The following is a 26,125-nucleotide window of genomic DNA, read 5'->3' as shown; positions in this document are numbered from 1 at the left end:
CGGTGACCGTTGCAGCGGGGTGGACCTATCAAGGCCATCCGATCCATAGCCTCAGCCGCTCACCGCAGGCTGAACAGGCGGGGCCCGCGATCCTGCTGGTGCATGGCTTCGGTGCCTCCACCGACCACTGGCGGTTCAACATTCCGGCGCTAGCGGAGCACTACGAGGTGCACGCCCTCGATCTGCTGGGCTTTGGCCGCAGCGCCAAACCCGAAGGCCCCCGCTACGGCGGTGCCCTCTGGCGCGATCAGCTGGTGGCTTACGTGCAGGAGCGCATCGGCCGCCCCACGGTGCTGGTGGGTAATTCACTGGGGGGCTACGCGGCGCTGGCGGCCGGAGCCGCCCTGGGTGATCAGTGCGCTGGGGTGGTGCTGCTGAATGCGGCTGGCCCCTTCTCCGATGAGCAGGGCGAGCCCAAGGGTTGGGGTGCCATCGCCCGCCGCACCATTGGTGGAGCCTTGCTGAAAAGTCCGATCCTGCAGCGGCTGCTGTTCGAAAACATGCGGCGACCAGCCAACGTGCGCCGCACCCTCAAGCAGGTGTACGTCGATTCCACCAATGTGGACGACGAACTGGTGGAGTCGATCCTGCGGCCCAGCCGCGATCCCGGAGCCTTCGGGGTGTTCCGCACGGTGTTCGATATTCCCCGCGGCCAACCCCTCGATGAGCTGTTCGCCCAGCTGCAGGCACCCTTGCTTTTGCTCTGGGGCATCCGCGACCCCTGGATCAATGCCGCCGGCCGCCGCGGTGCCTTCCAGCGCCACGCCCCCACCAACACCACCGAGGTGGTGCTTCAAGCCGGTCATTGCCCCCATGACGAGGTGCCAGATCAGGTGAACCGGGCCATGTTGGAGTGGCTTGCCGCGCTTCCATGACCCTCAGCCGCGTAGACGCGCCGTTCCCCCATTGGCAGGTCACCGCTGCAGATGGGGATCAGTTGCAGGTGGTGCCCGAGCGGGGCGGCCTGATCACTGGCTGGCGCTGCGGGGGTGAGGAGTGCCTGTATTTTGATGCCGAGCGCTTTGCCGATCCCAGCAAAAGCGTGCGCGGCGGGATCCCGGTGTTGTTTCCCGTGTGCGGGACCCTGGCCGGCGATGAGTTTGCGCTGCCGCAGCACGGCTTTGCGCGCGATCAGCCCTGGCAACTGGAGGAGCTGCAGGGGGCGTCTGGGATCCGGCTAACCCTCACCGATAGCCCGGTGACGCGTGCCGTTTACCCCTTTGGCTTTCGCCTCACGCTGGACTACAGCCTCGAGCCCGGCGCTCTGGCCATCCGAGCCCTGGTGGAGTGCACCGATCCCTCAGGCGAGACCGCTATGCCGTTTGCCCTGGGGCTGCATCCCTATCTCAAGGTGCTCAGCCTGGCGGCCGCGCGGCTGGAGGGCCTGCCGGAACGCTGCTTCGATCACCTCAGCCACACCGAAGCGGCCACCGCCGATCAACTGGCTCGGCTGGAGCAGGGGGTGGATCTGCGGGTGGATGGCAGCCACGGAGAGGCGCCGCAGCCTTGGTTGCTCACGGGTCGTAACACGGCGGTGCAGCTGCAGATGCAAGCGCCCTTAGCTCATGCCGTGGTGTGGAGTGATCCACCGCGGCCGATGGTGTGTCTTGAGCCCTGGAGTGCCCGCCGCGGTGAATGGGAACGCAAGCTGCTCCCCGGTGAGCACAGCGAGCTCCGTTGCCGCTATGTGACTCGGCCCGTCTGAACCACGCCAGGCAGGCGGCCGCGGGCCAGCTGTTGCAGAGGATCGAATTCACGCTTCACCGCTTCGATGACTCGGCTGGCAGGGCTGGCCTGCCAGCACAGCAGTGGTGTGGGGCTTGGCGGTTGCTGCAGCACGCTGAGCTGTCCCCCCAGGGCGGCGCAGTGCTCCCGCAGCTGCTGCACCCGGTAGCTGGGCAGCTCAGCGGCGGCAGCCCAGGCCATCCCCAGACCCACCCCTGCGGCCAGGCTGCAGGCCACCCCCTCCAGGGCTGGATGAGCGAGCAACTCCACGGCCTGGGCGGGGCGCACACCCAGCTGCAGCAGCCAATCACTCTGGCCCTGGCGGCCGCGCTCCTCCAGGGCCAGCACCTGATCGCAATCGAGCTGCTTTGTGTCCAGATCCAGGGCGGCTGCAGCGCTGCAGTGCTGCGCTAGTTGATCGGTGATCGCAGCGCTGCTCACGCTGGCCAGGCTGAGGAGGAGGGCCGTTTGCCCGTTTCCTGCCAGGGCGGGGCTCCACCAATCCAGCCGCTGCGGCATCAAGGCCGAGGCAAGGCAACGGCGCCGCAGCTGCTCCAGGGCCGCCAACGACCCCTGCACCAACAGGCCTCCTCGATGCCGCGGCAATGGATACGTGCGCAGGGTGAGTTCGGTGATCAAGGCGAGGCTGCCCCAGCTGCCGCAGAGCAGCCGCATCAAGTCGTAGCCGGCCACGTTTTTCACCACCTTGCCGCCGGCCTTGGCAGCGGTGCCGTCAGCCCGCAGCAGCTGGATCCCGATCAGTTGATCGCGCACGCCCAGATAGCGCTGGCGTAAGCCCCCGGCCAGCCCACGGGCCACCAGCCCGCCCACCGTGCCGCTGTTCTCTCCGCCTGGGCCGCTTCCCCAGGGCCAATCAATCGCCAGCCACTGGCCCTTGTTGGCGAGGTCGTATTGCAGCGATTGCAGGGGCATGCCTGCCTGCACGGTCACGGTGAAATCGCCGGCGCAGTGTTCCACCAACCGATTCAGCTGAGCCATGCCGACCACCAGCGGCTTCTGCTCTCCCGGTGCGGGGAGAACAGAAGCCCCCCAGTCGAGCCGGCTGCCACTGCCGGCGGGCAGCCAGGGGCGGGCCTGCTGATGCCACAGCCGCACCAGCTCCTGCAGCTCGCTGGGCTCAGGGCAGATCACGGCACGATGGTGCCATGGCAGAGCGGCGCAAGGTCATCGTGTTGGATGACGACCCCACCGGGTCGCAGACGGTGCACAGCGCACCGCTGCTGTTGCGCTGGGATTTGGACAGCCTGCGGCAGGGATTGCGCCATCCCTCGGAGCTGCTGTTCGTGTTGGCAAACACCCGTGCCCTGGAGCCCGCGGCAGCGCGGCAGCGCGTGCGCGAGATCTGCCAGGGCCTGCGCGCCGTGCTGGCTGAGCTCGAGGCAGCGGGTGAGCTGGATCGTTGGCTGATCGTGAGCCGCGGCGATTCCACCCTGCGGGGCCATTTCCCGCTGGAGGTGTCTGTGATCCAGCAGGAGCTCGGACCGTTCGATGCCACCTTGCTGGCACCGGCCTTCCTGCCGGGTGGCCGCACCACGCGCGAGGGAGTGCATTACCTCCACGGAGAGCCGGTGCACAGCACGGCCTTCGCCCGTGATCGGCTGTTTGGCTTCAGCAGCAGCGATCTGGCGATGTGGGTTGAGGAGAAAACCGCTGGAGCGATTCCCGCAGGGGCGGTGGAGCGCATTGCCTTGCCGGAGCTTGATGGCCCGCCGGAGCAGCTGCGAGAGCGCCTTGCAGGGTTGTGCGGTCAGGCGGTGGTGGCGGTTGATGCCGAGCGCCCCGTGCAGCTTGAGAGGCTTGGTGCTGCGATCTGGGCCGTGACTGACCCCGCCTCAGCGCGGCCCCGGTGTTTGCTGGCTCAGTCGGCTGCCAGCTTGATCAATGGTCTGGTGCCGCTACCTCCCCAGCCGTTGGATGAGGTGGGGTTGGCGGCCCTGCGGCGGCGTGGCCCGGGTGGTGATCCGCTGCCGGCGCTGGTGATGGTGGGCTCCCATGTGCCCTTGGCCGATCAGCAGCTTGCGGTGTTGCTGGAGGAGGCCTCTTGCCAGGGGGTGGAACTGCCTGTGGCCAAGCTGGCTCGGGTGCTCGATGGGCCGGCGGCAGCGGAGTTGCTTGGCTCGCTCGAGCGCGGCTGGCTGGATCAGATGCGCGAGCTGATCCAGCGGGGACAGACGCCTGTGCTGTTCAGCAGCCGCGGTGAGCTGACGTGTGCGTCGGCCAGGGAACGCCGCCGCTTTGGCCTTGCGCTGGCCGCCCTGATGGCGCGGCTGGCCGCGGCACTGGCTCCGCAGCTGGGCCTGATCATCAGCAAGGGCGGCATCACCACCCACACCCTGCTCGCCGATGGTTTGCACTGCGCTGCAGTGGAGCTGCAGGGACAGCTCTTGCCTGGTTTATCGGTGGTGCTCGCCCGCGACCTGCCGGTGATGACGTTCCCAGGCAATTTGGGAGATGCCGGCACGTTGTGCCAGGCCTGGCAGTTGATGGTTCAGCTCGCGCCTGATGGTTGAGGCTGGCGCCACAGCTCACCGGCGATGGCCCCCAGGCCCACGAGCGCCAGAGCCAAGAGTGAGTCGGCTGTGTCGCTCGCCAGTGCTCCGATCAGGAAGGCCAGGGAGCCGGCACCCACAAGCACCGGGGTGAGCGGATAGCCCCAGCTCAGGAACGGCCGCGGCAGGTTGGGCTGCTGCCGGCGTAGCTGGAACTGGGCAGCGATGCCGCTCAGGGGTAGGCCCACATACAGGAAGGCACCCATGCCCAGGAGATGATCAAACGATCCAGCCAGCACCAGCAAGGCCGCGCAGCCACTGGTGAGCAGCAGGGCGGCTACGGGGGTGCCGCCGCTGTTCACCTCGGTGAGAAAGGCCGGCATCAGCCGATCCCGGCTCAGGCCATACAGGATCCGTGGTGCCGCCATCACCACGGTGTTGATCAGCCCCAGTAAGGACACCAGCGCCACGGCGGTGATGACCTGAGCTCCCTTTGGGCCCATCAGGCTGCGGGCCGCATCGGCTGCGGGGAGGCTCGCCGCGCTGAGGGTTTGCATCGGCAACACGTGCAACAGCGCTGCATTGATCAGTAGATAGAGCCCCAGCACGGCCAACACGCCACCGATGAGGGAGCGAGGTAAGTCCCGGGCGGGCTCACTGAATTCCTCAGCGAAATACACCGGTGAGGCCCAGCCATCGAAGGTGGTGATCACGGCCTGTAGGGCCAACACCGCTCCGACTAGTAGGGCCGACCCCTGGGCTAACGGGCCCGATGCAGCCAGGGTCACGGGCTCTCCTTGGGTGGCGGGGAGGAGAAAACTGGCGGCCGCCAGGCCCAGAAACGCAACGGCTTTCACCAGGCTGAGCAGCTCCTGGCTGGCCCCACCGGCCCGCACACCCAGCCATTGGATGCCACTGAACAGGGCCAGCACGGCCAGGCCGATGGCCTGCGCAGGCCAGGGCATGAGCTCCGACACCAGTTCGCCCACGGTGGTGGCCACCCAGGCCAGGCCGATGCAGTGGGCGAGCCAGTCGGTGAAGCCCACCAGCCAGCCGGCGCGGCGGCCGAAGGCTTGCTCGGCATATACGTACCACCCGCCGGCCCGGGGGAGGCTGGCCGCCAGTTCGGCGATGCAGATGGCCCCCATGAGGGCATAGATCCCCCCCAGCAGCCAGGCGCCAAGCACCAGAGATGGTGTGCCGAGTTGGGTAGCCACTAGACCTGGCGTGCGCAGGATGCCGGCGCCGATCGTGCCTCCCACCGACCCTGCCAGGCCGAAGGCCAAGCCCAACACGGATAGCAATCCACCGCTGTTCGGTTCTGGTGATGGCGATGGGGCGCTCAAGACCGCTTGGAGGCGGCGAGCAGCAGCTCCACGGGGTGTGCCACCGGGGGACCATCGCCCAGGTGCCGGCGCAGCTGCATCGTGCAGCCGATATTGGCGCTGGCCACCAGTGCCGCCCCGGTGCCACTGAGATCGGCAGCCTTGATCTCACCAAGGGCAGCGGCCTCGTCCGGTTGCACCAGGTTGTAGATCCCGGCGCTGCCGCAGCACACGCCCGCTTCCGTGGCTTCGCGCAGCTGCAGGTGAGGAATGGCGCGCAACAGGGCGCGAGGTTCGGCGCTGATGCCCTGGCCGTGCAGCATGTGGCAAGCATCGTGATACGCCACCACCACAGGTCGCTCGGCGCTGGCCGGCTCGCCGTCGCTGTGATGCAGGGGCTTGAGCCCTGCCTTGAAGGTGTCGCTCAGCCCCAGCTCCGCCAGGAATTGATGAACGTCCCGCACTTGGGATGCAAAGGCTCGGCCTGGCTCGTGGTCCAGCACCTGGCCGTAATGCTTAAGGGTATGGCCGCAGCCGGACGCGGCCACCAGCACCGCATCGAGCGGTTCCGCTCCGGCTGGTTTGCCGGGCCCCACCACAGCGTCGAAGCTATCGATCAAGGCTTGGGCCAGATCGCGGGTCTGCTCCAGTTCTCCCTGGTGATGCGTCACGGCGCCGCAGCATCCCTGGGCCGGTGGGATCACCACCTCCACTCCATTGGCCGTCAGCACATCCAGGGTGGCGGCGTTCACTTGGGGATCGAACAACCGTTGCACGCAGCCGAGCACGAAGCCCACACGGGCACGCCGTTCACCGCGGGCGGGCACCACGAGGGGGTAGCCATCGCGGAAGGCCGCTGGTGCAAGCGGCGGTAACAGCTGCTCCATCGCTTGCAGCTGAGGTCCCAGTAGCCGCAGCAAGCCCGAGCGCCGGATCAACGCCTGCAGAGGTGTTCCCGCATAAGACCGCAGCGGCGCCAGAGCTGCCCGCAGCCGCCCTGGGTAGGGGAGCAGGGCAAACAGCAGCTGCCGAAAAGCCCGCTGGGTTGGCGTGCGCAGCTCAGGCGCATTCAGTTTGGGCCGGGTGGCCTCGATCAGCACGTCGTAGCGCACCCCTGAGGGGCAGGCACTCACGCAGGCGAAGCAGCCCAGGCAGCTATCGAAATGGCTGGCGGTGGTGGCATCCAGCTCCAGTTCGCCAGCTTCGATCGCCTTGAGGGTGTGAATCCGGCCACGCGGTGAATCCATCTCGGTGCCCAGCACCCGGTAGCTGGCACATGTGGGCAGACAGAAGCCGCAATGAACGCACGGGTCGTGTGGCAGGTCAGTCATTGCTGCCTAGTTTGAAGCCTTCTACTCGCCTCGAGCCCATGCGGCGTCGCTTTCGCATCGATGGATTGAAGGTGAGCCGCGGTGAACGTCATTATCTCATCGGTTTGGGTGCAACGCTCGCGCTATTCAGTGCGGGTTACGTCTCTTATCAGCTATGGCTGAACTACAGCGCTGATATGCAGCGAGCCATGGCTTGGCTTCGGGGAGCTCAGGATCTTGGTACGGAGAAGCTGCAGATCCCAATCCTGCGGCAGGCCAGTTTTCCGCGAATCGCCGTTCAGCAACGCAGCATGGCCATTGCTGTTGATCAGGCTGTCTCTGCTCTCAAGCTTGCCGAGCTTCCGGCTCAGGGCGAATCGTTGGAGATTCAATTTGCTGGAATTGATCTCGCCAGCAATAGTGAGATGGCGAACTACTTGCTACTTGCGGTGAAGCAAGAGCTTCAAAAAGCAGGTGCGGCAAGGGTGCTGATCGCGTATCCCAAAACAACATTCAAGCTGGGTTCAACTGCAACGCCGGATGGCTATGCCGATGAACTTGATAGCGTTTTGATGGCCAAGCGTGACACCGAGTTGGTGAATCGCGAGCGCCAGGATGCGGCTAATTGGCGACAAGTTTTGCTGCGGGTGCGTGAAGCCGGGGTTGATACGGAAGATCGCAGCATTTACTCTCAAGACTTTTACATGCGCGTAGCCCTCTGGGCATGCGGGTTGATTTTTGCTGTCGGTGCGATCAGTTTTGTGATGCTGAATCGGCGTTGGCCGGGTCGCGGCGGTCGTTCAGCTGCGATGGCCACGGCGTTGGCCTTGGCTGTTGGTTGGAATGTGGTGATGACGATGTTTATTGTGCTGCGTCCCAATCAAAAGCGTTACAACGTGATTAATCGCGTTGATCTCAATGCGTTTGTGATGCTGAAAACTGGGCCTTATCAGGCTAATGGTCAAGGCCGTCATCAAGTGCTGCTGGGGGTGGATCGCTTCAACCAGCCTGCTGTGCTCGGTGCTCCAAAAGTGATGGCTCCAGGTGAGGGGGGTGTGGTGCAGATCATCCCTGCCCCCACCCCCGCACCTGTGCCTTGAGGTCAATCGGTGGTTAGCCCTCGAAGTGTTTGATCACCGCATCGGCGAAACCGCTGCAGCTCACCGGCTCCACACGGGGCTCCATCAGGCGTGCCAGGTCGTAGGTGACCTCTTTGTTGGCGATCGCTGCGCTCAAGCCGGCGGTGATCAGATCGGCGGCTTCCTGCCAGCCCATGTATTCGAGCATCATCACGCCGCTGAGGATCACCGAGCCGGGGTTGATCCGATCGAGCCCGGCGTGCTTCGGCGCGGTGCCGTGGGTGGCCTCGAAGATGGCGGCGTTGTCGCCGATGTTGGCGCCGGGGGCCATGCCCAAGCCACCCACCACGGCGGCGGCGGCATCGGAGATGTAGTCGCCGTTGAGGTTGAGGGTGGCCAGGATCGAGTAATCAGCCGGGCGGGTCTGGATTTGCTGGAAGATGCTGTCGGCGATGCGGTCGTCGACCATCACCATCTGCTTCCACTGGCCATTGCCATGGCTGGCGCCGATGGCATCGAGCACACCCTTCACCTCAGCGCAGATCGCCTCTTTCTTCTCAGGCGTGAGGGCGTCGTAGCCAGGGTCCACCATGCGGGCATTGGCTTCGATGCTCAGGCCGGTGTTGCTGTCGGCGTTGTCGAGGATCCAGCTTTCACGCTCCGTGACGCAGACATCCCGGAATTCAGTGGTGGCCAGCTCGTAGCCCCAGTCGCGGAAGGAGCCCTCGGTGAACTTCATGATGTTGCCCTTGTGCACCAGGGTCACATGGCGCTGATCGCCCTCCAGGCGCAGGGCGTGCTGAATCGCTTTGCGGATGTGGCGCTGGCTGCCGTGCTTGCTCACCGGCTTGATGCCGATGCCTGAGCCGGCCGGGATCTGGCGCTTGCCGAGCTTGCCGTTGGCCGGGATTACCACCTCGTTGAGGTGCTTGATCAAATCGAGGCAGACGGGGTCATTGGCTTCCCACTCGATCCCCATGTAGATGTCCTCGGTGTTTTCGCGATACACGATCACGTCGAGGTCTTCGGGCCGCTTGTGGGGGCTGGGGGTTCCCTCGTAGTAGCGGCAGGGGCGCACGCAGCAATACAGATCGAAGATCTGGCGTAGAGCCACATTCAGCGAACGGATGCCGCCACCGATCGGTGTGGTGAGCGGGCCCTTGATCGCCACGCCGTAGGTGCGGATCGCTTCAAGGGTGTCTTCAGGCAGGTACTGATAGGTGCCGTAGAGGTCGCAGGCCTCGTCGCCGGCGTACACCTTGAACCACTCGATGCGGCGCTCGCCGCCATAGGCCTTAGCCACTGCTGCATCCAGCACCTTCTGGGTGGCGGGCCAGATGTCCACGCCGGTGCCATCGCCGCGGATGAAGGGAATGATCGGGTCGTTTGGAACGATCGGATGGCCGTTCTCGAAGCGGATGGCTGTGCCCTCGGATGGGGCGGTGAGCTTCTCGTAGCTGGCCATGGGCTGTTGCTGACCGGGAGCGGCGCGATCGGTGGAGTGAGCCTAGGTTTTGGGGACTCGCAGTTCTGCTGCAGGGGCAACGGCATGAACGCGTCCGAGCAAGTTCGATCCGTGCAACTGGCGCAGTCGGTGGCGGCCGTTGCAGTGCTGTTCCGTCAGCACTTCCCGGATGCACGCGCCAATCTCGCCCCCTGGCGCGACGATCCCCAGACCCGCGCCCACGCCGAGCAGGAAAGCCTCGATCTCTCCTTTCATCTGCCTGGCTGGAGCCCCCGCAGCCAGTGCCGCTCGTTCCTGGTGCAGTTGCGGCTGGAGCGTGCCCCGGGCGGTGGTGCGGCCAGGCCCCGGTTGCTGGGGGTGATGATCCGAGGCCTCACCTATGAATCGGAGCGTTGGCGCTTGGCCAGCGTGGGCGATTGGCAACCCACCGGCAGCCATTTGCCCCAGCCGCCGGTGGTGGAGGCCCTGCATCGCTTCGTGCGCGGCGTCTTTGAACTCTTTCCCTCGGAGAGTCAGGCGGCCGATGCGGCCTGAGGCCAGCGTTGCGTAACCCTTCGCAACCTTGGCGCCATGGCCAGGGAAAGTCCCACTACGTTTGGCCACCTGCCCGTGAGCTGACTGCGGACCGTCGCCATGTCTGTCGCCCTTGCTGCCCAACTGCGTGAAGGGACCAAAAAGTCCCACACCATGGCCGAGAACACCGGCTTTGTGAGCTGCTTCCTCAAGGGTGTGGTGGATAAGGCCAGCTATCGCAAGCTCGTGGCCGACCTCTACTTCGTGTACGGCGCGATGGAGGAGGAGATCGCTCGGTTGAAGGACCATCCGGTGGTGTCACCGATCGCCTTCTCCCAGCTGAACCGCCGCGAGGCGCTTGAGCAGGATCTCGTTTACTACTTCGGTGCTGATTGGAAGAGCCAGATCCAGCCTTCCCCTTCGGCAGCTGCCTATGTGGACCGTATCCATCAGGTGGCCCAGACCTCACCGGAACTGCTGGTGGGTCACCACTACACCCGTTACCTCGGCGATCTCTCCGGTGGTCAGATCCTCAAGAACATTGCCCAAAAGGCGATGAATCTGAGCGACAACGACGGCCTTAACTTCTATGAGTTCGTTGCCATCGACGACGAGAAGGCCTTCAAAGGCACCTATCGCGCCGCCATGGATACCCTGCCGATCGATCAGAGCACCGCTGATCGCATCGTGGAAGAGGCCAACGAGGCCTTCCACCTCAACATGAACATGTTCAAGGAGCTCGAGGGCAATTTGGTGGCTGCCATCGGCAAAGTGCTGTTTGGCTTCCTCACCCGCCGCAGCCGCAGCGGCAGCACCGAAGCCGTGGCTGCTTGAGCCAGAGTTGGCGTTCAGGCCAGCCTCCCTTGCGCAGCGTTCGCGTTCTTGTGCCCGGCACCACCGGCCGGTTTCGCTGCGGCGGCCTGCTGGTGGAGCTGCAAACAGCTCGGCTGCTCAGCCAGTTCACCGCCGTGGAGATGGTGACTTACCGCCAGCGGGAGCCCAACCATCCCTTCCTGGCCGATCTGCTGCGGGCTGAGCCCGCAGGTTTGGATCTGGCGAGCCCGCTGTGGGTGGTGAGCTGGGGGTTTGATGTGCCCTGGCTGCTGCGGCGCCTGAAGGGCCGCCCCACCGCCTACCACGCCCATAGCAGCGGCTATGGCTTCGATTTACCGGCTGGGGTGCCGGTGGTGGCGGTGAGCCGCAACACGCTGGGCTACTGGGGCGATCGGGCACCGCGCAACCCGTTGCTGCTGGTGCCCAACGCCCTCGAGCCGATGTGGATCGAGCGGGGCGCTCGCGGTAGCCAGCGGCAGCGGCCCATCGATGTGCTTGTGCAGCGCCGCAAGAGCAGTGCCTACGTGCTCGATCAGCTGGTGCCGGCTCTGCAGGGCCGGGGGCTGCGGGTGGAGGTGCAGAGCGGTTGGGTTGACGACCTGGTGGAGCTGTTCAACAGCGCCACGGTTTACCTCTACGACTCGGCTCCCTACTGGCGCGGCCGAGGTGTATCGGAGGGGTTCGGCCTACCGCCGATCGAGGCCTTGGCCTGTGGCTGTGTGGTGTTTAGCAGCCTGAACCATGCCCTGGCCGACAATCTCGATCCTGGTGTGGTGGGTCATCAGCTGGGGGCGGGCAGCCTTGAGGCGGATCTAGATGCGATTGAAGCGGCCGCTCGCCGGCCTGCTGATTGGCTGGCTGATGCGGCTGAACTGGAGCCGCTGTTGGTGAGTTGCTCGGAGCCTGCCCTGCTGTTGCGTTGGCAGGCCGCCTTGGTGAGACTGGATCAGCACTGGCAACGCCTGGCAGCCGGTGAGCAACCTCTGTCACCGCCCCCGCAGGCCACCTGGCGCTGGCAGCGTCTGCGCCAGAGCATGGCCAATCGGATCTCTGGCCTCGCCTGGGCGCTGCAGATCCTGCGCTGATTGCTGAACGAATAATTTGCTCACATGAGAAGCCGGACACTTGAGCAGCTGCGGCAGCTGTTTCGCTTGTTGCCGCCGCAGCGGCTCAAGGCTGTGCAGGCGCTGTTGCCGCTGTCGGTGCTGCCCGGCGCTCTCGACCTGGTGTGTGTGTGGTTGATCGCTCAGCTCACCGGTGCTCTGGTGCGGCAGGACGTGAGCCCTGCGCTGCAGCCCTTTGGGCTCATGGATGCTGATGCGGCGAGCCAGAGCCTGTGGATGATCGGGCTGTTTGTGCTGTTCTGTTGGTTGGCATCGGCCGCCAAGCTTGGTCTCAGGCTGCGCCAGCAGCGGCTGTCTGCGCGGATCTGGCGCGATCTCTCAGATCTCATCTACGCCCGGTTGCTCAAACAGCCGTTTTCGTTTCACCTGGAAGCGGGCTCGGCTGAACTCAGTTCAAGGGTGCTGGCCAACCTCAATCACCTGGCTGTCACGGTGATCACGCCAATCCTGCAGCTGATCGGTGGTGTGGCCTCGATCGTGTTGCTTTCGATTGGCATCCTCTGGGTGGGGCGCTGGCTCGCGGTGGCCTTGGTGCTTGGCTTGGTACTCGCGTATGTGCTGGTGTCTGTCAGTGTCACCCCGCGGCTGCGTTCGGCCAGTGCTGTGCGGGTGGCGATGGAGGCCCAGTCGTCGCAGGTGCTGATGGAATCGATCCGATCGGTTCGCGACATTCAGCTCACCGGTTCTGAGCCCTATTTCCAAGCCTGCTTCGGTCGTTCCACCGAGCAGTCGCGGCAGAGCATCTGGATCGCGGAGTGGTTGCCTGAGTTGCCGCGCGGCTTGATTGAGCCATTCGGCATCACGATGATCTTCGCGGTGGGTGCCCTGCCGGCCTTGCTCAGTGGCAACCCCCAGCGGGTTCAGGAGATCCTTCCGTTTCTGGCCACAATCGCGGTAGCCGCCCTGCGGTTAACACCGCCCCTGCAGGATGCGTTTCGCGCCCTCACCAGGATCAGGGGATCCCTTCCTCTTCTGGGCGATGTGGTGGAGCTTCTGGCCTTGCCCTCTGATCGCCCCACGTTGCGGACGCCCGGGGTGCCCAGCGCAGCAGGGGTGGCCCCACGCCATTTCGTGCGCTTGCGCGATGTCTGGTATCGCTATCCCCAAACCCACGACTGGGTGCTTAAGGGCGTGAACCTCTCCATTCCAATGGGATCGAGGATCGCTCTGGTGGGCACGACAGGTAGTGGCAAGACCACCACGGTGCATCTGCTGTTGGGTTTGCTCACGCCCCAGCAGGGTGCTCTTGAGCTCGATGGCATCGCTGTTGAAGACCTGGAGCTGCCGGCTTGGCAGGCCAACTGCGCCCACGTGCCCCAATCGATCCATCTGCTCCATGGCTCGATCCTGCAGAACGTGGCCTTCGGAGAGCGGCCTGAATCGGTGGATCAGCACAGGGTCTGGGATGCTCTGGAGGCTGCTCAGCTCGATGACTTTGTGGGGCAGCTTCCCTCCGGTTTGCTCACCCAAGTGGGTGACGACGGCCTACGCCTCTCTGGTGGCCAGCGCCAGCGCTTGGCATTGGCCCGTGCGTTTTACCGGCGCTCGGCCTTCCTGGTGCTCGATGAGGCCACCAGTGCCCTCGACCAGCGCACGGAATCTGAGGTGATCGATGCGCTGGAGCTGGTGGGGCGCCGGTGCACCACGCTGGTGGTGGCTCATCGGCTCAGCACCGTGAGCCGCTGTGATCGCATCGTGGAGTTGGTGGATGGCGAGATGAAGAGCTACAGCAGCGTTGAGGAGCTGCAGAGCTCCTCCGATAGCTTCGACAAGCTCCTCAAACTCGAGGATCAAGCCATCCGCATGGCTGGCGGTTGATCCGGATGGTGCAATCGGTTGGCTGGCTGGCCACGGCTTGGCTCCTCGTTCTGGGGCTACCGGATAAGTTGAGATAAATAGAGAGTGACGTTCTGAATGGCGAAGCTTCCCAGCAAGACGCTGCGGCAAGTCATTCGTTTGAGTGGTCACTTGCCGCCACGTCTGCGGCGGCGCATCCTGCTCCTCATGCCGGTTGCGGTTGTTCCGGGCATCCTGGATGCAGCATCCATTGCCGTGGTGGCTTGGATGATGTCGGCTCTGCTGGGCACGCGCCTTCGGCAGGGAATCCCAGACCTGCCGTTCCTGAAGGGGGATCGCTTGGATCAGGCGCTCACCTTGATTGCGCTTTTTATTCTTTTTTCCTGGCTTCGTTCAATCTCAAAACTGGTTGTGTTGGCCTTGCAGGAACGCATGACCGGGCAATTGTGGCTGTGGATGACAGAAACAATCTACGCAAGGATACTTACTCAGCCTTACGAATTTCATATCGGCAAAAATGATGCAGCTATTGAGTCGAAGTTGCTCCGCAATGTGAGCTATGTCGCCAAGGGTGCTTTTTCTCCCCTGCTTCAAATGCAGGCTTCGATATTTACAGTTTCATTTCTCTTGGCTGGACTGCTCTATGTGGGGAGATGGTACGCCTTGGCTTTGTTCGGCGCTTTAGCGGCAGCCTATGGTTTGTTTTCTTATTTCTTGACTTCCCATCTCAGAAAGGCAGCATCAGAAAAGCTAAGACTCATTTCGGAGATGAAGCAGGGTTACTCAGAGTCGATGAGGATGATTCGAGAGGTCGAGCTCTACTCTGCATATCAGTTCTTTTTGAATTCCTTTAGTAGCAGCTCTCGAAGCGTGAAGAGAGTTGAGGCTATTAACAACTTTTTGCCTTCTCTTCCCAAAGAAGTTATCGGTCCTCTTGGGATCACTCTTATATTTTTGATAGGGGCACTTCCCGCACTGCTTGGAGAAGGTGGCGGGGTTGGAACCCTTAAGCAGATTGTTCCATTCTTGGCTACTTTGGCACTGGCATCTCAGCGATTAACTCCTGCCTTAAATGATTTTTTCAAAGCTCTAACTCGCTTGAGAGCCTCTCTTCCTTTTGTGGAGAATGTTCTTGGTTTCCTGGATCTGCCCTCTGGTCGTGCACTGTCAGTGGGATCGGCATCTCAGTCAATGATTAGTGCTGAAGGGATGAAGCCACTGCGAACGGTGAGATTGCGAGACGTCACTTATTGCTATCCAGGCAGGCAAGTGCCTGTGGTCTCAGGTTTGAATATTACAGTTCCAGTTGGTTCGAGAGTTGCATTAATCGGCACAACGGGCAGCGGAAAGAGTACGACGGCAAACCTGCTTCTTGGTTTGCTCACACCTCAGAAAGGCGCACTAGAGATTGATGGTTTGGATGTCGAACCTGACGACTTGCCGTCTTGGCAATCTTGCTGTGCTTACGTTCCTCAGATGGTTTCGTTCCTGCGAGGCAGTGTGCTTGAGAATATTGCGTTCGCTGAAAATATTGAATCCGTTGATCAAGACCAAGTGTGGGAGGCATTGGAAGCGGCCCAGCTGCAGGATGTCGTGGCGAGTCTTCCATCTGGCCTGCACACCCCGATCGGTCGAGATGGCATCAATCTCTCAGGTGGCCAACGCCAACGCTTAGCATTGGCGAGAGCGTTTTACAGAAAATCCGAGTTCTTATTGCTCGATGAGGCAACCAGTGCGCTTGACAATCGAACTGAATCAGAAGTTATAGCAGCCTTGGAGATTGTTGCCCGTCGTTGTACCACGGTAGTGATCGCTCATCGCCTTTCCACCGTTGAACGCTGCGATCGTATTTACGAATTCGAGTCTGGAAGAGTTAGGCTTTTTAATAGTTTTTCCGAGTTGTCTAAGAGTTCTGGTGCATTGAAGAGGATCTCAGCCTTGGATGAGCGTCCATCATCAATGATGGAGTGAAGCCGTTGGTTATGAACAGCGAATTGACTCGAGACATCATCCTCGTGTCCACAGCTGATTGGGATCACCCTTTCTGGACGAACAAGCAGCATGTGGCTTCCGCAATGGCGAGGTTAGGTCACAGAGTTCTCTACGTGGAATCTTTGGGCCTGAGATCCCCGCGCATGGAGGCTCAGGATCTTCGTAGAGTCTGGAAAAGAATACGTCATGGTCTTAAACCACCCCGTCGCGTTGCTCCCAGGTTGTGGGTTTGGTCGCCTTTATTAATGCCGGCGCCACGAACCAGCTTTCAGCGTTGGCTCAACGGCTTTGTATTTAGAAGCTTCCTTCGATTATGGCAGCGCAGTTTAAATCTTAGTTCTGATCTCCTGTGGACATATAATCCGCTGATTGGTCAATTACTTCCTCTTCTTCCTAGTGGTTTTCGGCAGACTGTTTATCACTGTGTCGATGATCTGGTTGCGCAGCCTTGCATGCCTTCTGCTCTGATTGCGCGTGAAGAAGAGCGTTTATGTAGAGCGTGCGATCAGATTTTCGTGACTTCACCAGCATTGCTGGAGAGCCGCGGTCGATTGAATCCTCATACCCGCTTTGACCCTAATGTTGCTGACGTTGAGCATTTCGCTCAAGCTCGAGATAACGCATTGCCTGTGGCGCCAGACCTACAGGCACTCCCTCCTGGCCCGCGTCTTGGCTTTATTGGTGCAGTAAGTGGATACAAGCTTGATATTGCTCTACTAGTTCGATTAGCACGTCATCGCTCTGACTGTCAGCTCGTGCTTATTGGCCGCATCGGTGAGGGAGATCCTGATACAGATTTAACAGAGCTGATGGGGCTGACCAATGTGCACTTGTTTGGTCCACGCCCCTATGGGGAGCTGCCCAACTATCTCTGTGGTTTTGATCTGGCGCTTCTTCCTTGCCCCATGAACGCATATACTCGATCGATGTTTCCAATGAAGTTCTTTGAGTATTTAGCAGCTGGTGTGCCTGTAGTGTCATCAAATCTCCCAGCCCTAGCAGAGTATGGCTCTTTGGCTCAGTTGTGTCCTGATTATTCGTCGTTCCTGGCTGCAGTTGATGCTTCGCTGCAGTTATCAGAAAGTGTAGTTGCAGCCCGATCTGTATCCCTTGAAGCACTTCCGGATTGGTGCAGTTATGACGCGCGAACCAAGTCTATGATGGAACACCTCAGCCATACTCTTGTCGCCGCCAAGAAGGATTGATCCTGATGCCATATCACCGGTTTATCCAAGCAAACCTTGATCGCCTGCTCGATAGCCCTGAAAAGGCACTATTGCGCGTAACAAAAGCTAAACGGCGAGCTCAGACATTTGCAAAACGTAGTGGCAGGTGGGTGAAGCGTCGTTGGCTCTTGAGATCTACCTCACAGTTCAAAGCGTCTACCTCAAGGTCTCAAGCCTTGGTTCCCACTTCTAGAGGATCTGATCCGACAGATCTCTTGACTGCCGAAGACCGGGGCTCACGCTTTGTGCTGTATCGAATTATTGGGAATGATCTCTATCCACGCCATAACGAGGGACAGAGCTTGGCAAACCTTCGCTTTATATTGGAGCATGAGTCTCAGTTTGAGGGATGTGAAAAGCGTTGGTTGTTAAACCGAATCCGTGATCAAAGCAAGTTGCAAGGACTGATTGATGTTCTTGAATCTTATGGATATGGTTACGATGTGATCCCGTTTGAGATGGAAGCATTCAAGGCAGCTCCATGGGATTGGAACGTGTTGCCATCGCCTGATTATTTTGTTTCCAAGGCCTACCTTCGCTTGAATAGATCGCAGCGAGAGGGTTTTGAAGTTGCCTTGTATCGCAATAAGAATAACTACCTTATGAATAATAATGGGGCTCGCAATAAGGCACTAGATCTTGGCCGTGCAAGGGCTGACTGGGTCTTGCCCTGGGATGGAAACTGCTTTCTGACTGCATCTGGCTGGCAATCTCTGCAATCTGCTGTGTTGCGTCAGTCGAGTGCGGACTATTTCCATGTACCGATGCTTCGTGTTTCGGATAACTCCCAGTTGCTTGACCCGTTACTAGATGCTCAACCAAGGGATGAGCCTCAGCTGGTTTTTGCGGCTTCTGCATCCGAACGTTTTAATGAGGATTTCCCATATGGCAGGCGTCCCAAAGTCGAAATGTTTTGGCGTCTTGGCTTGCAGGGCCCTTGGGATGCCTGGATGGATGAAGTGTGGGATCAGCCACGGCGCCCTTCTCTCGAGCCCACACCTCCCTGCCCGCGGGCCGGCTGGGTTGCTCGTTTACACTCTGGGGTCAGTGATTCAAAGTCTACCGCAGCTGTTCTATCCCAGCAGAGCCGCTATAGTGCACGTAATGCAGCAATCAAGATTAGTATTAATCAGGCATTATTATCTAGTGGAGATCTGAATTCCCGGTCTGCTTACCAGGGCTACTGGAGTGGCCCACTCCTGGATGATTCTCAATGCCAATGGCTTCAATATCAGGCCGGTGCTTCTGAAAAGTTGCTTTTGGCCTGGCAGCACTGGTGGGATCAAGGCGGCCCCCCGCCCAAAGCTTCAACAGAAGAAGTCATTAGCGCTTATTGTCACCTTCTTTGGAGTCACATCGTTCTTAAGCCTGACCAGATTCCTCGGGCTACTTGTTTGCTTGATCAATTGGTTGGGCTTTGGTTTGCCGAAGGGAAGCAAGGAATGCAACCCCGTTTGCGTCTTTTACGCCGACGCCTATTTTCTGGCCGCTTACCAGGTACGAGTCCATCTGCCAGCGTAGTCCTGCAACTGGCGTTGCTATCGGATCTGCTGAGCTGGTGTGAGTGTCAAGATATGAAAAGCCCTATTTCCCCTGAATCAATTGGCTTGTTCAAGGGCTGGACTGAACAGTTTATGAATCATTTGCCCAATGTCATTGGCCACCCATGGGTTACTGCTAGGCCTGAGGACCAGCAGGACCTTTACATTGTTGAGCTTTTGTTGCGGCAACATACTGGCTGCTCCACGGAGCTCATTGATTTGCTCTTAAGGCTGGGATGTCAATATCGCATAGCTCGAAGTACTGGCGGCGAAACCGAATCCCGGATTGCCAACCTGCATGGCCTCATGTTGAAGTATGCAGATCAATATGGAGTCCATATGCCTGATGCTGAGCATCTTGATAAAACATCATCATCAGAACTTTTCCCGCCTTTGTTGCCAATTCCCGCGTTCTACTTTCAATGACAGATCTGTTGCTTCATATTGGTTCGCCGAAAGCTGGATCGTCATCGATCCAGTCGAGCCTTTGGAGAAGATCTGAGCTCTGTTCTCCTGGTGATGGCCCAGTGCTGTTGCCCCCAAATCCACTGGGCCGGCCGATGCCTTCAGGCTTTATCGCTGCTTGCTATCAACCTGTTGATCAGTTGCCGCGATATCTAGCAGCGCGGTATCGCCGTGATCCCCTGCAGTTCAAAGATGAGGTTAAACGATATCAGGAACTGCTCTCTGATATCCTGGCTCAAAATAAATCAGCCATTCTTTCGTCTGAGTTTCTGTTTCGTTTTTCAGAGCAGCAAATAAAGGATCTGCGCACATGGTTCAGTGGATTGGGAGTGCGACGCTTTCGAGTATTGGTGTATATCCGAGATCCTGTCTCGGCTTATGGATCTTTTTTGCAGCAATGGTTGCGAATCTCCGATGATCTAGCGCCTTACAACCCCTGGACATGGAGCTATAAGATTAGGCTGCATCTTGAATCATGGCGATCTGTATTTGGGCCCGATGAGCTTGTTGTGCGCTCCTTTGACCGCGATCAGTTGAAGGAGGGCTCAGTTGTTGCTGACTTCTACCAGCAGTGCAGCAGTTGGTTTGAGATGGTCATCAATGGTCCAGAGGAAGGCGGAGTTAATCAATCCCTTGGTGTCGAGGCCTTGATGCTGGTCCAGGATCTGATCAAGTCTGTTCCGATGAGCCGGAGAGAGGAGCTATCGTGGATGTCTAATATGGCCAAAATTAATCGCTTGCTGCGAGATCAGAGCGTAGGCCTAGATTGCTCCCCATTGCGTTTGCGCCCTGCTGTTCGTAAACTAATCTACAATCAGCATGCTGATGATCTCAGCTGGCTGGCAGAGACATACGGCATTGTTTTGGGTTCGAAGAATAGTCTGGATCTATTTGATCGTCTGCCTGTTTCTAAGCAAGTTTCAGGCCTTGGTGATCTCGTTAAGCCTCCCCAGAATCCTGCCTTAATTGATCAACTGCGCCACCGCCTGTTGGAGGCTGTTGTGCGGGAGGGCCTGCAATGACAACGCTAGTGCTGCATATCGGTTCGCCGAAAGCCGGTTCTTCTGCCATACAGGCCAGCTTGATCCAGGCTTGCTGGCGGCGCGGTTGGCGGGGGCTTCCCCCAAATCCCTACGGAAAGCCTTTGCCCAGCGGCTTTATTGCTGGCTGTTATCTCAAGCCCAAAGCGTTGCCACGCTTTTTGTCTCAGCGTCACCAGCAGAATCCTGCACAGTTCGAGAGAGATCTGCGCCGCTATCGCGATGTACTTCAACGTTGCCTGCAGCCGCGTTGGAGGCGTTCCCCTCAAGGCGCAGTGTTGTCGAGTGAATATCTCTGGCGCCTGCCACGCCGTGGTATTGAGCTCTTACGCCATGATTTCGAAGCGCTTGGCTGTGATCGCTTTGTCGTGATTGGCTATGTGCGTGAACCTGGATCGTTGTATGGCTCTGCCTTGCAACAGTGGTCTCGCCTTTCAACCGATCTCAAGCGTTTTGACCCGTTCTCATGGCGCTATGCGTTGCGCCGCCGCCTTGAGACATGGGCTTCGGTGTTTGGAGAGAGCTTGATCGTGCGCCCGTTTGAGCGCAGTCAGTTGGTTAACGGCTGTGTTGTTCGCGATTTTCAGACCCAGGTTGAGGCTGCTTTGTCAACGAGCACGATCTGGCAATCCTTGCCTGTTCTGCCTGAGGTGAATCGATCAGCAACGAGTGAAGAGCTCGTTGCTATGCAACGCATCATGGCCGAAAGTCCTCAGTTTGCTACCTCAGTGGCGCAGGATGCCGCGCGTGCCCTAACCCGTCTTTGGGATAATTTGTCTACGCAGGTCTCTCGTTCATCCGGCTCCTCCATTCGTGTCCGGCCTGAGGTCTTGGCGGCGGTGCGTGATCGCCATGCCGATGATCTTGCTTGGCTGGCTGATCAGTATGGCTTGCAGTTCAGTGGTGTCGCCACTACGTCATTCCGTCAGGCCGAGGATCAACAAACAGATTTTTCGCATGCTTCGTCACCGGCTCGGATCACAGACTTGATTGAACCTCCTGAGGATCAACTTCTTCTTAGTCGTCTGCAGGATTATTTGCTTCATGAGGCTCCTCGCCACGACTGAGGTTAGAATGGTCTCATTGCTGCTTTGAGGTGTAGCTTTGGTCTTGGCACGAAGTAAGCGGATTAGGAAGCATCTGCACCGCACGTTCTATCCCTACTACCGTGCCACGGCCGCCCTGCGGCCACTCCCTAATTCAGTCATTATTGGTGGCATGAAATGTGGGACAACAACACTGAATGCCTGGTTGCGTAGTCATCCTGAAGTTGCTTTCTCGGCAATTAAAGAGATTCACTTCTTTGATCAGAACTATGAAAAGGACCCTGGTTGGTATCGTAGCTTCTTCCCGATTTGGGAGACACTATTAGGTGCCAAGTGTGTGCTGGAGGCCACCCCAGCGTATCTTTTCCGCGCTTCCGTGGTTGCCGAGCGAATGCATCGCCTTGTGCCCGAGGCCCGCTTGATTGTGATGCTACGAGACCCTGTGAAGAGAGCAATCTCCCACTATGGGCATCGAGTAAGAAATGGAGAGGAGGATCGCTCCATCGAGGAAGCCCTTCTCTCTGATTACGGCAGGGCTGTTGGCAGCGACAACTCTTACAAAACACGAGGCCTTTATGCGGATCAGATTCAGACGTTTCGTAAATTCTACGCGGAGCACCAAATTATGGTGATCAAAAGTGAAGACTTCTTTGCTAAGTCAGAGCCCATTTATGCCGCCGTTCTAAACTTCCTTGGTGTCTCACAGCGCCCATTGCCCGAGGGTAGTTCTCCTCGCAACGTTGGCCAGCGGCAAGCCGAGATTCCCGTTGAGGTGACTGAGCATCTTTCTCAGTATTACCAAGCACCTAACCAGCGCCTGGCTGAGTTGCTGCCTTCCTTTTCAGTCTGGCCTTAGCTAGCATTATTCTTCTCATGATCATGCTCAAGCGCGACAAGCACCTTCGCCGCTATCTTCATCAGATTCTTTTCCCTTATTATAGGCTCACGGCTTCTTTGCGCCCTTTGCCTAACGCTGTGATAGTCGGAGCCATGAAATGTGGCACTACGACATTGAACGCATGGCTGCGTCATCATCCAGATGTTGCTTTTTCTGCTGTCAAAGAAGTTCATTTCTTTGATAACAACTACAATCGTGGCATTGGTTGGTATCGCAGCTACTTCCCGCTGCTGGAAATGCTCGGAAGTCCAAAGTGTGTGCTTGAGGCAACTCCTGCTTACATCCAGCGTGCCCCTAAAGTTGCTGAGCGGATGCATCGTCATATCCCAAACGCACGCTTGATTCTGATGCTGCGTGATCCAGTGAAGCGAGCCATTTCGCACTATGGACATCGTGTTAGCAACGGCTTGGAAAAGCGCTCAATGGAGGAGGCACTCCTCTCTGCAGAAGGTCCCGAGGCAGGCACACGTAACTTCTATAAAACTCGCGGTCTTTATGCAGAGAAGCTGAGTGCTTTTCTCTCTTATTACGAGCGATCGCGCGTGCTTGTGCTCAAAAGTGAGGAGTTCTTCCAGCAACCCGCTGAGATCTATGCTCAAGTTCAAGCTTTTCTCGGGTTGCGCCACGTGCCATTGCCCGAGGGCATGAAGGTTCATAATGTAGGGAAGAAACGCGATGCTGTGCCGCAGTCTGTGTTGTCGCATTTGGCTGAGTTTTATGCTCAACCCAATCAGGATTTGCAGGCCATGCTCCCTGATTTCAACGTTTGGACATGAATCGGCCTCGTTTTGATCTTGTTGTTGAGCCGAGGTTTTTCTCTTGAGCTTTCTCGCCGGCTTGAATGATGCCCAGCGAAGGGCTGTTGATCACCATGTAGGTCCGCTGCTGGTGGTTGCTGGCGCTGGTAGTGGAAAAACCAGGGCGCTGACCCACCGGATCGCACACCTTATCGGACATCATGGTGTTGATCCAGGCGAGTTGCTAGCGGTTACTTTCACCAACAAGGCCGCACGCGAGATGAAAGAACGGCTTGAGCTCTTGCTCGCTCAGAAGTTAGCTCAGAGTCAGTTTGGTCAGCCCTGGAGCACGCTCAAGCCGATTGATCAACGCCAATTGCGCTCGCGGATTTATCGCGAAGTGATCAAAGATCTTTGGATCGGCACTTTCCATGCGTTGTTTGCCCGTCTATTGCGTTTTGATATTGATAAACTTAGCGATCCTGAGGGGCTCAGCTGGACACGCCAATTCTCGATTTACGACGAGGGCGATGCACAGAGTCTTGTGAAAGAGATTGTGACCCAAGAGTTGGGTTTGGATCCCAAGCGTTTTGAACCCAAAAAGGTTCGCTGGGCCATCAGTAATGCCAAGAATCAGGGCTGGATGCCCGAGCAGCTTGAGGAGGATGCGGGTGGCCACCGAGGCAAACTGATGGCCGAATCCTATCGGCGCTACCGACGTGCGTTGGCTGCAAATAATGCTTTGGACTTTGATGATCTGCTGCTTTTGCCTGTGCAACTGTTGCGCCAGAATGATCAGGTTCGCCATTATTGGCACCGACGCTTCAGGCATGTACTTGTCGATGAGTACCAAGATACCAATCGTACCCAGTATGAGTTGATCAAGCTATTGGTGACCGACGGCCGAGATCCTGAGGCATTTGATGACTGGCAACAGCGCTCCGTATTTGTTGTTGGCGATGCTGATCAGAGCATTTACAGCTTCAGAGCTGCTGACTTCACCATTCTGATGGGATTTCAGGATGACTTTGGTGATGGCGCTGCTGATGATGTGACCGGCACGATGGTGAAGCTCGAAGATAACTATCGATCCACGGCCACCATCCTAGAGGCTGCTAATGCGCTGATTGCTCATAATACGGAGCGGATCGATAAAGTTCTGAAGCCCACGCGCGGAGAGGGTGAACTGATTACCTTGACCCGCTGTGATGATGAAATTGCTGAGGCTGAGGCTGTCGTGCATCGCATGCGCATGCTCGATGCTGCTCATCCTGAGCTGAGCTGGCGCGATATGGCTGTCCTCTATCGCACCAATGCGCAAAGTAGAGCAATGGAGGAGTCTCTTGTGCGTTGGGGTATTCCTTATGTTGTTGTTGGTGGGTTGCGTTTCTACGACCGTCGTGAGATCAAAGATATCCTTTCTTATTTGAAGTTGTTGGTTAATCCTGCGGATACCGTTAGCTTGCTGCGTGTTTTAAATACTCCTAAGCGCGGTATCGGCAAAACCACGATTGAGCGCCTCACTGATGCCTCGAATCAACTTAGTATTCCTCTTTGGGATGTTGTCAGCGATCCCGAAGCTGTTCGCACCCTCGGTGGACGCTCGGCGAAAGGTCTGCTCCAGTTTTGTGAACTGATTCAGCAGCTACGGTCACGCTCTGAGCAAGCTGCTCCCTCTGAGATGGTGCAATTGGTCATGGAGCAGAGCGGTTATCTAGCGGAGCTCATTGCGGCCGGCACCGACGAGGCAGAAGATCGCCGCCGTAATCTCAATGAGCTTGTGAACGCAGCGCTTCAATATCAAGAAGAAACTGACGAAGGTTCTTTGGAGGATTTTCTGGCTTCAGCCGCCCTCGCTAGTGATGCAGACAGTAAGGATTCCGAGCAGGACAGGGTCACGTTGATGACCCTGCATGCCAGCAAAGGTCTTGAGTTTCCGGTGGTTTTTCTGGTTGGTTTGGAACAGGGTCTGTTTCCCAGTTACCGCTCCTTGGATGATCCTGCCTCGATGGAGGAGGAACGTCGTCTCTGCTATGTGGGAATTACCCGTGCCAAGGAGCGCCTGTTCCTGTCCCATGCCAGTGAGCGGCGTCTCTGGGGTGGCATGCGTGAGCCAGCCATTCCGTCGGTGTTTCTCTCCGAGCTACCCGAGGCTCTTGTGCAAGGTGATCTTCCGCGCAGCGGTGGCACAGCCCTGCGCCGAGACAATCGTTTAGATCGCCTCACCCGGGTCGACCGTGATGAAAGCACGCACGTGAACGCCGGTGGTGAGGCTGGTCAGCCAGCCAACGCGGTGCGGCGCAGAACATCCACGGCCGGTAATGGTGGTAAGGACTGGGCGGTTGGCGATCGCCTGCTACACACGTCTTTCGGTATGGGAACAGTCACACATCTGTTCGGCAGTGGTGAAAAGATCTCCATCGCGGTGAAGTTTGAGGGAATGCCGCCCAAAATCCTCGATCCGCGCCTGGCACCGATTGAGCCCGCCTGACCCGTCTTTGTGCACATCCCTTCTGTTCCGCTCGTCTTGATTCAGGCCCTTGGCCAGGCTGCGGAGGGTGCCAGGCTTGCCCTTGTTGGAGGCGCAGTGCGTGATTTGTTGCTTCATCGCATCCATCGCGACCCTTGGCGAGGCCTTCCGGACTTGGATCTGGTTTATGAAGCGCGTGCCATCGATCTGATGCCACGGCTGCAGCAGGCGTTGCCCGCGGGCAGTGTCTGTACCTGGCGGGAGCATGGCCGTTTCGGCACTGTGGAAGCGGAGGTTGTTCTGCCTGACGGCCAGCGATGGCTTCTTGATATTGCCTCGGCGCGTTCTGAGGTTTATCCCGTGGCGGCGGAGAATCCTCGGGTCAGTCCTGGCTGCCTTGAAGACGACCTTTGCCGCCGTGACTTCACCGTGAATGCAATTGCGTTGCTTCTCTTGCAGTCAGATGGTGATTCTGTGCTGTTGGATCCCTTCCATGGACAGGATGATCTCTCGCAGCGATGTCTTCGCCTGCTTCACCCTTCAAGCCTTCTCGATGATCCAACGCGCTTGATCCGCGCAGCCCGATATTCGGCTCGGTTGGGTTTTGAACTCGCTGAATCGTCTCTCCGCCAGTCACTGTCGGTGATGGCGGCTTGGCCCTGGGCTTGGCAGCCGGGCGATTCCCCTCAGGCCGCCCCGCCTGGCTTGGGTACACGTTTGCGGATGGAGCTCGAGCTCCTCTTCTCCCGGGAACCCTGGCCTCAGGCGTTGCGCGTGTTGCAGGCTTGGGGAGGGCTGGTGCTTCTGGGTGAGGGGATCCAGGAGTCGCGCCGATGGGTGTGGGCTCTCCCCAGGGCCAGTCGTCTTGGTCTGCCTTTGCTTCCGGTTTTGCTGGCCTGTGGCCGTGATCCGGTGGCCGTGGCTGCTCGTTTGCAGTTGCCTCATCGACAGCAGCGGCTTCTCCGAAACCTGGTGTTGTTTCGGCAGGCGCTCATACGCTTGGATGTTTCGTTGACGCTTTCGTGGTC

Annotated in this window: 20 protein-coding genes and 1 pseudogene; 17 read left to right on the top strand and 4 right to left on the bottom strand. The window is 58.9% G+C overall.

Annotated elements, in window-relative coordinates; translation table 11 throughout:
- The first annotated feature begins 2 nt into the window (after positions 1-2).
- Together KJJ24_RS10820 and KJJ24_RS10815 are read left to right on the top strand one after the other, a co-directional pair.
- Positions 3-875: an alpha/beta fold hydrolase gene (locus KJJ24_RS10820; protein ID WP_214338653.1), complete on the top strand. Its 873-nt coding sequence runs from the start codon at positions 3-5 to the stop codon at positions 873-875.
- Positions 872-1,705 (top strand): galactose mutarotase, encoded by an 834-nt coding sequence (locus tag KJJ24_RS10815; protein ID WP_214338651.1) that lies wholly within the window; start codon positions 872-874, stop codon positions 1,703-1,705. The genes KJJ24_RS10820 and KJJ24_RS10815 overlap by 4 nt, the downstream gene beginning before the upstream one ends.
- Here the strand turns inward: KJJ24_RS10815 and KJJ24_RS10810 are convergent.
- Complete coding sequence (locus KJJ24_RS10810; protein WP_214338649.1) at positions 1,684-2,877, bottom strand: FAD-binding oxidoreductase; 1,194 nt, start codon at positions 2,875-2,877, stop codon at positions 1,684-1,686. The two genes, KJJ24_RS10815 and KJJ24_RS10810, sit on opposite strands and share 22 nt — an antisense overlap.
- A gap of 14 nt (positions 2,878-2,891) precedes the next feature.
- On the opposite strand from KJJ24_RS10810, the gene KJJ24_RS10805 reads away from it, so the two are divergent.
- On the top strand, positions 2,892-4,256 hold the full coding sequence (locus KJJ24_RS10805; protein ID WP_214338647.1) for a four-carbon acid sugar kinase family protein: 1,365 nt from the start codon (positions 2,892-2,894) through the stop codon (positions 4,254-4,256).
- Here KJJ24_RS10805 and KJJ24_RS10800 read toward each other — a convergent pair.
- Complete coding sequence (locus KJJ24_RS10800; RefSeq protein ID WP_250545018.1) at positions 4,235-5,530, bottom strand: APC family permease; 1,296 nt, start codon at positions 5,528-5,530, stop codon at positions 4,235-4,237. The two genes, KJJ24_RS10805 and KJJ24_RS10800, sit on opposite strands and share 22 nt — an antisense overlap.
- Positions 5,531-5,577: 47 nt before the next feature.
- Positions 5,578-6,891, bottom strand: a complete 1,314-nt coding sequence (locus tag KJJ24_RS10795) for a (Fe-S)-binding protein (protein ID WP_214338643.1) — start codon at positions 6,889-6,891, stop codon at positions 5,578-5,580.
- Between the two features lie 38 nt (positions 6,892-6,929).
- Between KJJ24_RS10795 and KJJ24_RS10790 the strand changes: the two genes are divergently transcribed.
- The gene (locus KJJ24_RS10790; protein ID WP_214338642.1) at positions 6,930-7,970 is read left to right on the top strand and encodes a hypothetical protein; all 1,041 of its coding nucleotides are present in this window, start codon (positions 6,930-6,932) and stop codon (positions 7,968-7,970) included.
- 13 nt (positions 7,971-7,983) lie between these two features.
- Here KJJ24_RS10790 and KJJ24_RS10785 read toward each other — a convergent pair whose 3' ends face one another.
- Entirely contained in the window at positions 7,984-9,414 is a 1,431-nt protein-coding gene (locus tag KJJ24_RS10785; protein ID WP_214338640.1) for an NADP-dependent isocitrate dehydrogenase, read from the bottom strand.
- An 84-nt stretch (positions 9,415-9,498) separates the two neighbouring features.
- On the opposite strand from KJJ24_RS10785, the gene KJJ24_RS10780 reads away from it, so the two are divergent.
- From KJJ24_RS10780 to KJJ24_RS14975, 13 genes and pseudogenes are all read left to right on the top strand, one after another.
- On the top strand, positions 9,499-9,948 hold the full coding sequence (locus tag KJJ24_RS10780; RefSeq protein ID WP_214338638.1) for a hypothetical protein: 450 nt from the start codon (positions 9,499-9,501) through the stop codon (positions 9,946-9,948).
- 99 nt (positions 9,949-10,047) lie between these two features.
- Positions 10,048-10,761 carry a heme oxygenase (biliverdin-producing) gene (locus KJJ24_RS10775; protein ID WP_214338636.1) on the top strand — a complete coding sequence of 238 codons (714 nt, stop codon included), beginning with the start codon at positions 10,048-10,050 and terminating at the stop codon, positions 10,759-10,761.
- Positions 10,762-10,790: 29 nt separating this feature from the next.
- Positions 10,791-11,846: a glycosyltransferase gene (locus KJJ24_RS10770; protein WP_250544645.1), complete on the top strand. Its 1,056-nt coding sequence runs from the start codon at positions 10,791-10,793 to the stop codon at positions 11,844-11,846.
- Positions 11,847-11,870: 24 nt separating this feature from the next.
- A complete protein-coding gene (locus KJJ24_RS10765) occupies positions 11,871-13,703 on the top strand; it encodes an ABC transporter ATP-binding protein (RefSeq protein ID WP_214338634.1) in 1,833 nt (610 codons plus the stop codon).
- Between the two features lie 96 nt (positions 13,704-13,799).
- Complete coding sequence (locus KJJ24_RS10760; RefSeq protein WP_214338632.1) at positions 13,800-15,653, top strand: ABC transporter ATP-binding protein; 1,854 nt, start codon at positions 13,800-13,802, stop codon at positions 15,651-15,653.
- Between the two features lie 266 nt (positions 15,654-15,919).
- A complete protein-coding gene (locus KJJ24_RS10755; RefSeq protein WP_214338631.1) occupies positions 15,920-16,879 on the top strand; it encodes a glycosyltransferase in 960 nt (319 codons plus the stop codon).
- A 236-nt stretch (positions 16,880-17,115) separates the two neighbouring features.
- A complete protein-coding gene (locus KJJ24_RS10750) occupies positions 17,116-18,867 on the top strand; it encodes a hypothetical protein (RefSeq protein ID WP_214338629.1) in 1,752 nt (583 codons plus the stop codon).
- A gap of 134 nt (positions 18,868-19,001) precedes the next feature.
- Complete coding sequence (locus tag KJJ24_RS10745; RefSeq protein ID WP_214338627.1) at positions 19,002-19,928, top strand: hypothetical protein; 927 nt, start codon at positions 19,002-19,004, stop codon at positions 19,926-19,928.
- Positions 19,925-21,013 carry a hypothetical protein gene (locus KJJ24_RS10740; protein ID WP_214338625.1) on the top strand — a complete coding sequence of 363 codons (1,089 nt, stop codon included), beginning with the start codon at positions 19,925-19,927 and terminating at the stop codon, positions 21,011-21,013. Before KJJ24_RS10745 ends, KJJ24_RS10740 begins: the two co-directional genes overlap by 4 nt.
- A gap of 43 nt (positions 21,014-21,056) precedes the next feature.
- Complete coding sequence (locus KJJ24_RS10735; RefSeq protein ID WP_214338624.1) at positions 21,057-21,848, top strand: sulfotransferase; 792 nt, start codon at positions 21,057-21,059, stop codon at positions 21,846-21,848.
- A 23-nt stretch (positions 21,849-21,871) separates the two neighbouring features.
- On the top strand, positions 21,872-22,666 hold the full coding sequence (locus tag KJJ24_RS10730; RefSeq protein WP_214338622.1) for a sulfotransferase domain-containing protein: 795 nt from the start codon (positions 21,872-21,874) through the stop codon (positions 22,664-22,666).
- 43 nt (positions 22,667-22,709) lie between these two features.
- Entirely contained in the window at positions 22,710-25,118 is a 2,409-nt protein-coding gene (locus KJJ24_RS10725; protein WP_214338620.1) for a UvrD-helicase domain-containing protein, read from the top strand.
- A gap of 9 nt (positions 25,119-25,127) precedes the next feature.
- Positions 25,128-25,565: pseudogene (locus KJJ24_RS14975) on the top strand (CCA tRNA nucleotidyltransferase); the annotation flags it as partial.
- Positions 25,566-26,125: the final 560 nt, after the last annotated feature.

It is taken from the genome of Synechococcus sp. LA31 (assembly GCF_018502385.1).
Classification (GTDB): domain Bacteria; phylum Cyanobacteriota; class Cyanobacteriia; order PCC-6307; family Cyanobiaceae; genus Vulcanococcus.
Note: the sequence above shows the minus strand (reverse complement) of the source record. Positions and strands in the feature narration are given on the sequence as shown.

Bases quoted from the DNA above. Each gene is read 5' to 3' on its own strand.
- KJJ24_RS10740 (WP_214338625.1), top strand. From the start codon at position 19,925: ATGACAACGCTAGTGCTGCATATCGGTTCGCCGAAAGCCGGTTCTTCT.
- KJJ24_RS10775 (WP_214338636.1), top strand. From the start codon at position 10,048: ATGTCTGTCGCCCTTGCTGCCCAACTGCGTGAAGGGACCAAAAAGTCC.
- KJJ24_RS10795 (WP_214338643.1), bottom strand. From the start codon at position 6,891: ATGACTGACCTGCCACACGACCCGTGCGTTCATTGCGGCTTCTGTCTG.
- KJJ24_RS10730 (WP_214338622.1), top strand. From the start codon at position 21,872: ATGCTCAAGCGCGACAAGCACCTTCGCCGCTATCTTCATCAGATTCTT.
- KJJ24_RS10815 (WP_214338651.1), top strand. From the start codon at position 872: ATGACCCTCAGCCGCGTAGACGCGCCGTTCCCCCATTGGCAGGTCACC.
- KJJ24_RS10785 (WP_214338640.1), bottom strand. From the start codon at position 9,414: ATGGCCAGCTACGAGAAGCTCACCGCCCCATCCGAGGGCACAGCCATC.
- KJJ24_RS10790 (WP_214338642.1), top strand. From the start codon at position 6,930: ATGCGGCGTCGCTTTCGCATCGATGGATTGAAGGTGAGCCGCGGTGAA.
- KJJ24_RS10765 (WP_214338634.1), top strand. From the start codon at position 11,871: ATGAGAAGCCGGACACTTGAGCAGCTGCGGCAGCTGTTTCGCTTGTTG.
- KJJ24_RS10805 (WP_214338647.1), top strand. From the start codon at position 2,892: ATGGCAGAGCGGCGCAAGGTCATCGTGTTGGATGACGACCCCACCGGG.
- KJJ24_RS10780 (WP_214338638.1), top strand. From the start codon at position 9,499: ATGAACGCGTCCGAGCAAGTTCGATCCGTGCAACTGGCGCAGTCGGTG.
- KJJ24_RS10745 (WP_214338627.1), top strand. From the start codon at position 19,002: ATGCCTTCAGGCTTTATCGCTGCTTGCTATCAACCTGTTGATCAGTTG.
- KJJ24_RS10760 (WP_214338632.1), top strand. From the start codon at position 13,800: ATGGCGAAGCTTCCCAGCAAGACGCTGCGGCAAGTCATTCGTTTGAGT.
- KJJ24_RS10755 (WP_214338631.1), top strand. From the start codon at position 15,920: ATGCCGGCGCCACGAACCAGCTTTCAGCGTTGGCTCAACGGCTTTGTA.